At 54.8% G+C, this 12008-nt stretch carries 13 protein-coding genes; 12 read left to right on the forward strand and 1 reads right to left on the reverse strand.

All coding sequences use genetic code 11. From position 1 onward, the window contains the following. Positions 1 to 60 precede the first annotated feature (60 nt). The 5 genes from lepA to HZA73_05690 all read left to right on the forward strand — a co-directional run bounded on the left by lepA (position 61) and on the right by HZA73_05690 (position 5267). A complete protein-coding gene (lepA, locus tag HZA73_05670) occupies positions 61 to 1872 on the forward strand; it encodes an elongation factor 4 (GenBank protein ID MBI5805515.1) in 1812 nt (603 codons plus the stop codon). Positions 1873 to 2015: 143 nt separating this feature from the next. Next, positions 2016 to 2309, forward strand: a complete 294-nt coding sequence (locus HZA73_05675; protein ID MBI5805516.1) for a hypothetical protein — start codon at positions 2016 to 2018, stop codon at positions 2307 to 2309. Positions 2310 to 2404: 95 nt separating this feature from the next. Beyond that, positions 2405 to 3112 (forward strand): signal peptidase I, encoded by a 708-nt coding sequence (lepB, locus tag HZA73_05680; GenBank protein MBI5805517.1) that lies wholly within the window; start codon positions 2405 to 2407, stop codon positions 3110 to 3112. 220 nt (positions 3113 to 3332) lie between these two features. Further along, on the forward strand, positions 3333 to 4055 hold the full coding sequence (gene lepB / locus HZA73_05685) for a signal peptidase I (protein MBI5805518.1): 723 nt from the start codon (positions 3333 to 3335) through the stop codon (positions 4053 to 4055). Positions 4056 to 4151: 96 nt separating this feature from the next. Next, complete coding sequence (locus HZA73_05690) at positions 4152 to 5267, forward strand: hypothetical protein (protein MBI5805519.1); 1116 nt, start codon at positions 4152 to 4154, stop codon at positions 5265 to 5267. A 46-nt stretch (positions 5268 to 5313) separates the two neighbouring features. Here the strand turns inward: HZA73_05690 and HZA73_05695 are convergent, their stop codons facing one another. Then, entirely contained in the window at positions 5314 to 6180 is an 867-nt protein-coding gene (locus HZA73_05695) for a phosphatase PAP2 family protein (protein ID MBI5805520.1), read from the reverse strand. Between the two features lie 100 nt (positions 6181 to 6280). Here HZA73_05695 and HZA73_05700 point away from each other — a divergent pair, with 100 nt between their 5' ends. The 7 genes from HZA73_05700 to nifU all read left to right on the forward strand — a co-directional run bounded on the left by HZA73_05700 (position 6281) and on the right by nifU (position 11939). Beyond that, complete coding sequence (locus HZA73_05700; GenBank protein MBI5805521.1) at positions 6281 to 7114, forward strand: hypothetical protein; 834 nt, start codon at positions 6281 to 6283, stop codon at positions 7112 to 7114. An 82-nt stretch (positions 7115 to 7196) separates the two neighbouring features. Beyond that, positions 7197 to 7388 (forward strand): sulfur carrier protein ThiS, encoded by a 192-nt coding sequence (gene thiS / locus HZA73_05705; GenBank protein MBI5805522.1) that lies wholly within the window; start codon positions 7197 to 7199, stop codon positions 7386 to 7388. 33 nt (positions 7389 to 7421) lie between these two features. Further along, positions 7422 to 8192: a thiazole synthase gene (locus HZA73_05710; GenBank protein ID MBI5805523.1), complete on the forward strand. Its 771-nt coding sequence runs from the start codon at positions 7422 to 7424 to the stop codon at positions 8190 to 8192. Beyond that, positions 8189 to 9370 carry a 2-iminoacetate synthase ThiH gene (gene thiH / locus HZA73_05715; GenBank protein MBI5805524.1) on the forward strand — a complete coding sequence of 394 codons (1182 nt, stop codon included), beginning with the start codon at positions 8189 to 8191 and terminating at the stop codon, positions 9368 to 9370. Before HZA73_05710 ends, thiH begins: the two co-directional genes overlap by 4 nt. Beyond that, entirely contained in the window at positions 9367 to 10749 is a 1383-nt protein-coding gene (locus HZA73_05720) for a retropepsin-like domain-containing protein (GenBank protein MBI5805525.1), read from the forward strand. Before thiH ends, HZA73_05720 begins: the two co-directional genes overlap by 4 nt. Before the next feature lie 28 nt (positions 10750 to 10777). Next, a complete protein-coding gene (gene thiE, locus HZA73_05725) occupies positions 10778 to 11434 on the forward strand; it encodes a thiamine phosphate synthase (protein MBI5805526.1) in 657 nt (218 codons plus the stop codon). Between the two features lie 70 nt (positions 11435 to 11504). Beyond that, the gene (nifU, locus tag HZA73_05730) at positions 11505 to 11939 is read left to right on the forward strand and encodes a Fe-S cluster assembly scaffold protein NifU (GenBank protein MBI5805527.1); all 435 of its coding nucleotides are present in this window, start codon (positions 11505 to 11507) and stop codon (positions 11937 to 11939) included. The last annotated feature ends 69 nt before the right edge of the window (positions 11940 to 12008 follow it).

Below are 12008 nucleotides of genomic sequence, written 5' to 3' on the forward strand. Positions count from 1 at the left end.
TATACAGTATGATATAAATTAGTCATAAGTTTTAAGACATCATAAAAGGAGCTGGTTTAATTGTCACAGGATCACATCCGTAATTTCTGCATCATCGCCCATATAGACCACGGGAAATCCACCCTGGCCGACCGTCTGCTGGAGGTCACCGGCACCATCATGAAGAAGGACATGCAGGAGCAGGTGCTGGACAGCATGGACCTGGAGCGGGAGAGGGGCATCACCATCAAGATGCACCCCATCCGGATGAACTACAAGGCTCGGTCCGGCCAGGAATACGTCTTCAACCTGATAGACACACCGGGCCACGTGGACTTCGGCTACGAGGTTTCCCGGTCTTTAGCCGCCTGCGAGGGCGCCATCTTAGTCGTTGACGCCACCCAGGGGGTGGAGGCCCAGACCGTGGCCAACCTTTACCAGGCAGTCAACCACGACCTGACCATCATCCCGGTGATCAACAAGGTGGACCTGCCCTCGGCCGAGGTGGAAAGATGCCGTTCGCAGATCGTGGAGCTGTTGGGCTGCGATCCTTCCGAGATAATTCTGGCCAGCGCCAAGACGGGCCTGGGGATTCAGGAACTGCTGGAGGAGGTCATCGTCCGGGTGCCGGCCCCCAAAGGCGACGGACAGGCCCCGCTGAAGGCCCTGATCTTCGACTGCATATTCGACGTCTACCGGGGCGCGGTGCCCTACATCCGGATCGTGGACGGCCGGCTGGAGAAGGGGATGAGGATCAGGCTTTTCTCCAACCAGAAGGAATTCGAGGTCACCGAGGTGGGCACTTTGGGAATGGGTATGCACCCAAAATCTTCGCTGGAACAGGGCGAGGTGGGCTACGTGGTGGGCGGGATCAAGACCGTCTCCGAAGCCCGGGTGGGCGACACCGTCACCGACGCCCGGAACCCGGCCCCGGAGGCCCTGCCGGGCTACAAGCAGGTGAAGCCCATGGTCTACGCCGGGCTGTATCCCACCGAGAACCAGCAGTATCCCGACCTGCGGGTGGCTTTGGAAAAACTGGTCCTGAACGATTCCGCTTTGCATTACCAGCCCGAGACCTCCAGCGCTTTGGGCTTCGGTTTCCGTTGCGGGTTTTTGGGCATGCTCCACATGGAGATCGTCCAGGAGCGGCTGGAGCGGGAATATAACCTGTCGCTGATCAACACCGTGCCCAACGTGGAATACCGGGTGATCCAGACCGACGGCCAGGTGCTGGTGATAGACAACCCCTCCGACCTGCCCAACGAGGTCAAGGTGGAGAAGATCGAGGAGCCGTTCGTCAACGCCGAGATAGTGGTGCCGGCCGAGTTCATCGGCAACATCATGAAGCTGGGGCAGGACCGGCGGGGCATCTACCAGAAGCTGGAATACCTGGATCCCACCCGGGCCCTGTTGTTCTACCAGTTCCCGCTGTCCGAGATCATCTTCGACTTCTACGACAAGCTGAAGAGCCTGTCCAAGGGCTACGCCTCTCTGGATTACGAGTTCCTGGAGTACCGGCAGTCCGACCTGGTGAAGCTGGACATCCTGATCAACGGCGACCCGCTGGATGCTCTGTCGGCCATCATCCACAAGGACCATGCCCAGGAATGGGGCAAGCGGCTGGCGGTCAAGCTGCGCAAGATCATCCCCCGCCAGCAGTACGAGGTGGCCATCCAGGCGGCCATCGGCAGCCGGATCATCGCCCGGGAGAGCGTCAAGCCCTACCGCAAGAACGTGATCGCCAAGTGCTACGGCGGCGACATCAGCCGCAAGCGGAAGCTGTTGGAGAAGCAGAAGGAGGGCAAGAAGCGGATGAAGCAGGTGGGCAACGTGGAGATCCCGCAGGAGGCGTTTTTGGCGGTGCTGAAGGTAGGGGACGAGGAGAGCGAGTAGACCGGGGTTCGTTAAACCACAAAGACACCAAGGCACGAAACATCCAAGGCCCCTATAAATAAAACTTAGCGTTCACTTCGGTATTGCTCAGTGCATGCTTCGCGTCTTTGCGGTAAAATAGTTAGAAAGCAAAGGGTGTACTTATGTTCCAAAACCTGTTCTCCGATAAGTTCAAGCTGGCCTTTCTTGCGGCCGCAGTACTGCTGGCCTGGGCGGCGGTGCTGGAGTTCATGTTCATCACCCAGCAGTCGCAGGACCTGGAAAGACTGAAAGCCAGGAACGGTGAACTGGAATCCGACCTGGCCGGGCTGGCGGCCCTGGTGCCCAATAAACTGACCAAGGCCGAAGCCGAAAAGCAGGGATTCAAGAACATCTTCATCATGTACAACGACGAGGGCCGGGCGGTGGAAGTGAAGTTTGACAGGAACAAGTTTTAGGGAACAAAATTAAGAATCCTCTCGTAGTCTTATTCATTGCCACAGAGACACTGAGGCACAGAGGACTTATAAATATTGTGAGAAGATAAAGGCGAATGAAAGAAAAATACACCTTCAAAAAGCTCTGGCACGACTGGCTGTGGCCCCTGATCTGGGCGGTGCTGGTGGTCAAACTGGTGATCAACCCCTTCATCCTGGAAGCCTACCAGGTGCCCACCGGTTCCATGGAGAGCACCATCCTGCCGGGAGACTGGCTGATCGCCGAAAAATTCAGCTACGGCCTGCATATTCCCTTCACCAAGATATCCATCCTGCCCATGACCTCGCCCCGGTCCGGCCAGGTGGTGGTCTTTAAAAGCCCGGTGGACGGGATCAACCTGGTCAAGCGCTGCATAGCTTCCGGCGGGGATACGGTGGAGGTCCGGAACAAGGTACTTTACGTCAATGGCATAAAAAGAAACGAGAAATTTGCCATTCACCGGGATAGCTTTGCGGTGCCGGTGATGAACCCGCCCCTGACCCAGGGGCAGTTCCAGCAGGAATGGGAGAACCGGCATCTGCTGCAGACCTACGCAGTGCGGGACAATTTCGGCCCGATAGTGGTGCCCAAGGACTGTTTCTTTATGATGGGCGACAACCGCGACGAGTCCTTCGACTCCCGTTTCTGGGGGCCGCTGCCGCGACAGCTGATCCGGGGCAGGGCTTTGTTCGTCTACTGGTCGTTTGACAAGCTGTCGGAGATGCCGCTGTCCAGCCTGTGGCGCCGTTTCCGGCTGCAGCGCATCGGCCGGAAGCTCTGGTAGGCTGACCGTAAAACCTTACCACGCTTTCGCCCCGCTGGACACTGAGCAATGTCGAAGTGTAGCGGGGCTACAGCGTGCAGGCACGGAAGCGCGGAATATCCGAATCACGGAACTATAACCAAATACTCTATGTTTATTTAATCTTCATCTTTCCGTGTTTCGGTGGTTAGCTCTGGTAAAATCATTTTCACCATTAAACAACTCCTTCTAAGGAAACAATATGGCCGTTCGGCAGAACAACGTCAAAAAATCATGGTACCGGGACTGGGGCGAGTCCTTGATCTGGGCGGTGGTGATGGCCCTGATCATCCGGGCCCTGGTCATCCAGGCCTTCAAGATCCCCTCCGGCTCCATGGAGGACACCCTGCTGGTGGGCGATTTTCTGATGGTCAACAAATTTGTCTACGGGGTCAAGATCCCTTTCACCGGGAAGACCCTTTTGCCCGGGCTGCGCCAGACCAAGGCCGGGGACATCATCGTCTTCAAGTATCCTTTGGACAAGCGGGATTTCATCAAGCGCTGCGTGGCGGTGGAGGGCGATACGGTGGAGGTGCGGAACAAGAAACTCTACGTCAACGGCCAGCGCCCGGAGGAGCCGTACGCTGTGAACAAAGCCTGGGGGGAAAGCATCATCCTTCCCCAGATGCTGTCGGCGGAGCTTTGGCGCAATGATTACCAGCGGGACTGGGAGCAGCGCAAGTTTTTGAACCTGCCGGTGCGGGATAATTTCGGGCCGGTGGTGGTGCCCAAGGACTGCGTCTTTGCCATGGGCGACAACCGGGACAACTCGCTGGACTCCCGCTTCTGGGGGCCTCTGCCCAAGAGCCTGATCCTGGGCAAGGCGGTTTTCATCTACTGGTCCTGGGATTCCGAGAACGGCGAGCCGTTCTGGAAGGTTTGGGAGAATATCCGGTTCAACCGGCTGGGAGACATGATCAGGTAAAAGACACCGAACCCATCCGCAGATTTCGCAGATGGACGCAGATTAATCTATTACACTGCTAATCCGAGAAAACGCAGCAACTGATGGAGACAACCGATGTCCGATATTCTGATCAAGGCCGTGGAATCGAAAAAAGAACTGGAACAATTCATAAAACTGCCCTGGACGATCTACCATAACAATCCCAGCTGGGTGCCGCCGCTGATAGCCGAACAGAAGAAAATGCTGGATGCCGGGCACAACCCGTTCTTTCAGCACGCCCGGGCCGCCTATTTCCTGGCCAGCCGGAACGGAGAAGTATTGGGGCGGATCAGCGCCCACATAGACGACAACAGCAACAAGTTCCACCACGAGAAATGCTGCTTCTTCGGTTTCTTTGAATCGGCGGACGATCCCAATGCGGCCCAAGCCCTGTTTGCCGCAGCGGAAAAATGGGCCCGGGAGAACGGCATGGACACGGTGCGGGGGCCGTTCAATTTCACCACCAACGACACCGCCGGCCTGCTGATAGACGCCTTCGACCGCCCCCCGGTGATAGAGATGACCTACAACCCGCCCTACTATCCGTCCCAGGTCGAAGCCTGCGGATACACCAAGGCCATGGACCTGTTGGCCTATTTCCTGGATGTCCAGCACATAGACCGCGACCGGATCAAAATGCTGTCCCGGCGGTGCGAACAAAAGGGGATCACCTTCCGCAGCATCAACAAAAGACGGTTTGAGCAAGAGGTCAAGATATTCAAGGAGGTCTACAACCAGGCCTGGAACCAGAACTGGGGCTTCGTCCCGCTAACCGAGGCCGAGATAGACCACTATGCCAAAAGCTTCAAGGACATCGTGGAGCCGGATTACGTGATCTTTGCCTTTGACGGGGAAAAGCCGGTGGGATCGTTGTGGGCTTTGCCGGATTACAATTATTCCATCAAGCGGCTCAACGGTAAAATGGGCCTGTTGGAAATAATGAACTTCCTCTGGCACAACCGCAACATCACCCATACCCGGGTAATGACCGCCGGGGTGATAAAGGATTACCAGAAAAGGGGGATTGAGGCCGGGCTGGTCAGCCGTGTGATCGAGAACGCAGTCAAAAAGGGCACCAAGACCGGGGAGCTTTCCTGGGTGCTGGAAAACAACCTGATGATGAACCGGCTGGGCGAGGCGGTTGGGGCCAAGGTCTACAAGACCTACCGGGTGTACGAGAAGAAGATCTGAAAATAAAAAAGCCGCCCTGAATCCGGGCGGCTTTCTCAAAACCAGATTATTTCTTGTCCCTTAAAAACCGGGGATTCCAGATCTCGGCGGTCAGAATGGCCAGGGCCGCCAGTACAAATCCAAAGATGACATCTATCACATAATGCAGCCGCAGGAATACCGTGGCCATTATCAGCAGGATCCCCACCGGCAGCATTACCGCGAAAAGTTTTTTGTGATGGGCGTGGGCATAATAGAGCACGATCAGGGTTATCCCGGTGTGGCCCGACGGGAAGCAGTCCCGCTTGTTGAATTCATTGGCGGTCAGAAAATCAAGGATCTGATTTCCCCAGAACAATCCCTTGACCGGGGCGGCCTGCAGACCGGTCAGGGTGAAACGGGGCCCGATGGCCGGCACCAGCAGGTATCCGACGTAGGAAATGAAGAACCCGATGGTCACCGCCAGGAACATGTGCTCCAGCTCGTGCTGCTTCCGGTCAAAATGCAGGAACAGGGCCAGGACCACCGGCAGGAAGTAATAGCTGGAATAGGCCAGGGCCAGCACATCCACCATCCAGGGCGCGGTCAGGCTCTCCAGCCAGACGGTGGGATGGACCCCGAACATGGCGTAGTCGATCCTGATCAGATAGCCGTCCAGGTCCGGCCGGATATACTGAATGATGTATCCCAGGCTCTGAAATACCGGGAGGATGCCGGCGAATGGCGCCCAGCGCCGCAGCAGTTCAAAGAACTTGCAGGGCCGGCGGGTGTCCAGCCAGATCACTATTCCGTAAACCCCTAAGGTCAGCCCGTATATCACGAATATCCAGGGCCAGCCCTTGAGCCGGGGCAGGTTCAGCAGGGTCAGCAGGCTCAACCCGGAAATAAACCATAGGTAGAGCCATTCCACTTTTTTCAGTTTTAATTTAGGCATAGACCAATTTTAGCATCCGGAAAAGGTTAAGTCAATTGAATATATTACGGGAATGTTGAAAATATAAAATCAATGAAATAATTAACAGCACTAAATCAAGATGAAAAAGATTTATCTTCTCGTCACTTTGCTGGCTCTGCAAACGCCTGTCTTTTGCCAGGACACGCTTTCTACGTCAACCTTCGGTCCGCGCTGGGCGGGTTGGGCCATACTGGGAGCGGAATACATCGGAGGCCCGGTAGTGGCCTCCCAGTACTGGTGGCAGAACGGATTCGGGCGGAATCCCCTGGCCAATATCGGCGAGCAGGAACCCTATGCCGAGGACAAGATATGGCATTTTTGGAACGGCGAGAACCTGACCGACCTGCACTATTGGACCCTGAAGAAATATCTGGGGGAGGATTCCCCAGGCCTGGCAATGGGTTTGACCTTCACCACCCTTACCGGGATAGAACTGCTGGATGGTTCGGATTCCGATGGAAAGTGGAAATTCTCTCTTTGGGATGAAGCCGCAGATATCGGCGGGATAGCCCTGTGGTATCTAAAGCATAAATACCCGGGCCGGATTCCGCTGGAGGTCCGGGTGGGTATCAGGCGCTGGGACAAATTTTTCCTGCTTTTCAAACGGGCGGCGCAGTTCTCCTCGACCTTCAATACCGCCCAATACGGGTGGTCGCATATGGACAATTACTCGATCTTCAAGACCGAGGTCATCATCCGGCCCAAGAGTTATTGGTACGGAGGCTTGGCCATTTCATGTAAGACAGATTCCAACGGCGTGGGCATCCCCGAGAACCTTTTCGGAGCTACGGCCGGGTTTGATGTGATGCGTTATTATGCCAATAAAAAGCCTGGAAAATTAACTCCGTGGGTGAACACCTTTGGCAGGTATCTCTCGCTTTCTTTTTCTTATACCCATTGGTTCGAGAAGTAACGCCAGCCCGCCCCGATTGCCGGTATTGACAAAAGCAAGGGAAGGGCGTATACTCAAAATCATGATGAAGTGACTATATTATATGAAGATAAAACTTAACGGCAAAGAGGCCGAAGCCGGCAGTTTACCGGGGTTGCTGGAAAGATACGGGCTTAAGGGCAGGGCCTTGGTGGTGGAGCATAATGGCATAATCATCAAGAGCGGTTGTTATGATGATGTCCGGCTTAGCGATGGCGATGTGCTGGAGATAGTGCGCCTGGTGGGCGGGGGATAAACTGGAAACAAAAATCAAAAATAAAACATCAGTATGCTCAAACCATTAATCATAGCCGGACGCGAGATAAGGTCGCGCCTCTTCCTGGGCACAGGCAAGTTCTCCAGTTCCGCCGTCATGGCCCAAGCCCTGGAAGCTTCGGGGGCCGAGATCGTGACAGTGGCATTGCGGCGGGTGGAATTTGACAATCCCCAGGACGACATCATCGCCCGCATCGACCAGAAAAAATACCTGCTGCTTCCCAACACCTCCGGGGCCCGCGACGCCGAAGAGGCGGTCCGTATTGCCCGGCTGGCCCGGGCGGCTTCCGGTTGGAACTGGCTGAAGCTGGAGGTCACCCCCGAGCCCAATTATCTCCTGCCCGATCCGGTGGAGACGCTGAAGGCGGCGGAGATCCTGATCAAGGAAGGTTTCATCGTGCTTCCCTACATCAATGCCGACCCGGTGCTGGCCAAGCGCCTGCAGGAGGTGGGTTGCGCGGCGGTGATGCCACTGGGCTCGCCCATCGGCTCGGGGCGGGGGATCAAGACCGCCGACCAGATCCGGATCATTGTCCAGCAGGCCACGGTGCCGGTGGTGGTGGACGCCGGTCTGGGCCTGCCCTCCCACATCTGCAAGGCCTTTGAGCTGGGGGCCGCTGCGGTGCTGTTGAATACCGCGGTGGCGGCGGCCCGGGATCCAGTGCAGATGGCCAGATCGTTCAAACTGGCGGTGGATTCATCCCTGGCTGGACTTGAAGCCGGACCCATGTCAGAGAGCGAGACGGCCTCCGCCTCCAGTCCGTTGACCGGATTTTTAAGATGATCCCGTTCCAGGAAATCATAAATTCCCTGGATCCCGCCCGGATAAGAACAACCATCCGGAACGCCACCACCGGTCAGGTCAAGGCGCTTATGGAATCAATAAGTTCCGGATCCGTTCCCAGTCCAGAAGACATCTCCATTCTGGTGTCTCCGGCGGCCGGCGAACTGTTGGAGCCGATGGCTCAATTGGCCAAGAACAGCACTCTACGGCGGTTCGGCAAGACCATTCAGATGTACGCCCCGCTGTATATCTCCAACCACTGCAGTAACTCCTGCGTTTACTGCGGGTTCAACGTCCACAACAAGGTCAACCGCCGGACCTCGAGCCGCGAAGAGATCTTGTCCGAGGCCCGGCTGATAAACAACCAGCACATCTCGCAGTTATTGCTGGTGAGCGGCGAATGTCCGGCAGAGGTCAGCCTGGATCTGCTGGAGGCCACTGCCCGCGACCTGAAGGGAATGTTCCCCTCCCTGTCCATAGAAGTATACCCCATGGATACTCCGGACTACGAGCGGCTTTACCAGGCGGGAATAGACGGCCTGGCCATTTACCAGGAGACTTACGACCGGGAAATCTATTCCGCGGTCCATCCAGCCGGGCCCAAGCGCGATTACCAATACCGGCTGGGGGCACCGGAGAGAGGCGCGGCGGCAGGTTTCCGGCAAATTGGCCTGGGATCCCTGCTGGGGTTGAACGATTGGCGGGTGGAATCGCATTACCTTATGCACCACGCCGCCTATCTGATGAAGCATCACTGGAAGAGCCAGGTCTCGGTCTCCTTTCCCCGTTTAAGGCCGGCGGCCGGGGGATTCAGCCCGGAGTTCCCCGTCAGCGACCGGGAACTGGTCCAGATGATTTGCGCCTTCAGGCTGATGCTGCCCGACGCCGGACTGGTGCTTTCCACCCGGGAGCCGACGGAACTGCGGGACAACCTGATCGGACTGGGCATCACCAAAATGAGCGCCGGGTCCAAGACCGCCCCGGGAGGTTATCTCGACAAGCTCGATAACAATCTCGACAGGCTCGGTAATAATCTTGACGAGCAGGGCCAGCCAGCCGAAGGTCAGTTTAACGTGTGCGACGGCCGGACGGTGGAGGAGGTGGCCCGGGCAATTCAGTCAAGGGGATACGATACGGTGTGGAAGGATTGGGACCAGGGGTTCGAGAGGGATCTATGAAAAACATGTTAATTGCAGGACTATTACTGATAAGCCCGCTGATTATGACCATTGTTGACGGGTTGTATGCCGAGACATTTTTTGCAGGTGTCGCCCCGGATCTAATAGCAAAGGCCGATGTTTTGACAAAGTGCACCGAAAGCGAAATTAATATGAAAAACAAAGCGATTAGCATTTCCAGTCTCCAGCGTCTGGTGGATCAAAAAAACTATTTCGGACTCAGAGATTCTTTAAGTCATAATAAAACCGCTTGGGACAAAGCAACATACCTTTTTTATCAGGCCTTGGTGAAAAATGCCTTTTTGAATCCCTGCAAATCGAATGATGCCATCAAACATTTGTTACGTGACCATAGGATGGAACTATCGGATACAATGATGGCAAAAATCCTGCAGGTCAAGGAAGACAATCATGTCAAATTGTTCCAATATAAACAGGCCGGGGAAACAGCCGAATCGCTGGTCAGGTCATACGCTCACGTTTTGGATGGAGGCCAGGTAGCTGACGAAGAAAACAACATTAATATATGGACTCCTTTGGCCAACACTCCGGGCCAAACAACCAATATTGGAGGAACATCGCAAATACCCATTTCCAAGGACAAAGCCGGTTTGGCGAATATTCCAGTCTCGGTGCAAGGCAATGAATTCAGTTTTATTGTCGATACCGGGGCCGATCTTTGCGTTCTAAGAAAAGGTTTGGCGGAAAAATTAAAACTCAGGAAGATCGAGACTTCGGTTTCCGTCAAGGGATCGACCGGGAAAGAGAACAAAACCGAACTGATGGTTGCCGATAGCATCAAAATTGGCAAGATCACAGTTAAAAATGTTGTATTTCTTGTTATGCCCGACGACAAGCTGTCTTTCCCCCAGATAAATTATGAGATCAACGGGATAATAGGGTTTCCTGTCATACAGCAACTGAAAGAATTGCATTTTTCAAAAAACGGCATTCTGACAATACCCAAGGTGACACAAAAAAGAAAGTTGAAAAATTTAGCGCTGTGCGGGGCAAAATCTCTTTTAAAAATCACCGCCGGCAAGGACACTATTTATTGCCTTTTGGATACCGGTGCGAACGCCTCGGAATTATATAAAAAATATTATTGCGAACATGATAAAGATGTTGAAAAAAACGGGGCGCCGGATTCCCTGAAGTATTCGGCCCTGGGTGAAACGAAAACGCGGAAAACATATAAGTTAAAGGAGTTTCCCATTTCTGTAGGAGGCAAAACGGCAATTTTGCCGTCAATAGATGTGTATACGGAAGATCTGCGGCCTGACCGTAATATGTTCTATGGTTCCATCGGGCAAGATTATATAGGTTTATTCGATGAGATGATCATCAATTACGAAAGCATGTATATCGAATTTAATTGAGTGTAAACATATTTCACAGATTAAAATAATGAAAAATAAAAGCCAAAGGATAAAAGATTTTAACCAAATAGACCTCTACCCGGTCACCGACCAGGGGCTGTCCCTGGGGCGCACCGACCTGGAGGTCCTTGACGGCCTGATCTCCGGGGGAGCTAGGATAGTCCAGCTGCGGGAAAAACACATTGCCAAAAAAGATTTTTACCATCTGGCCCAGGCCTTCAGGGAAAGGACGGCCAAGGCCGGGATGCTGCTGATCATCAACGACCACCTGGACGTGGCGCTGGCTTGCGGGGCCGACGGAGTGCACCTGGGGCAGGACGATCTGCCGCCGGCGGCCGCAAAAGAACTGGCCCCCGAACTGATAATAGGCGTTTCCACCCACAACCTGGAAGAGGCTTTGGAAGCCCAGGAGCAGGGAGCGGACTATGTCAACATCGGGCCCATCTTTGCCACCCAGACCAAGGAACTTTCCATGAAACCGCTGGGGCCGGAGGCCATCAAAGAAATTGCTCCGCAACTGAAGATACCATTCACGGTGATGGGAGGGATCAACCAAACCAACATCGGACAGATCCTTCAGGCCGGAGCCGGGAAGATAGCAGTGGTCACCGCCGTCACCAAGGCCGGGAACATAGGACTGGCGGTTCAGGAACTGCGGAGGACGATCATCGGATTTTCAGCCTGAATCCTAACGTTGACTTTTGGCATCAAATGTAATAGAATGCAGGGCACATTAATAAGGAACGGAGATACAGATGTACAGTGAAAAGGTGATGGACCATTTCATGAATCCCCGCAACATGGGCGAGATCGAGAACCCCGACGGGGTGGGAATGGTGGGCAATCCGGTCTGCGGGGACATGATGAAGATCATGCTGAAGATAGACAAAGACGTGGTGACCGACGTCAAGTTCAAGACCTTCGGCTGCGGGGCGGCCATAGCCACCTCCAGCATGGCTACCGAGCTGGTGAAGGGAAAGACCATCGAAGAGGCCCTGCAGGTCACAAATAAAGCGGTGACCGAGGCCTTGGACGGCCTGCCCCCGGTCAAGACCCACTGTTCGGTGCTGGCCGAGGACGGGATCCGGGCGGCCGTCAACGATTACCTGGTCAAGCAGGGGAGGCCGGGGCTGAAGCTGGCCGAGGCATCTCATGAACATGGCCACGAACATCAGGAGGAAAACAAGTAGATACTGGAAATGAAAAGCCCCCGCCACACTTCGACTTTGCTTAGTGTCAGGCGGGGGCTTTTTTTGTTC

The sequence above is a fragment of the candidate division TA06 bacterium genome, assembly GCA_016235665.1.
Classification (GTDB): domain Bacteria; phylum Edwardsbacteria; class AC1; order AC1; family EtOH8; genus UBA5202.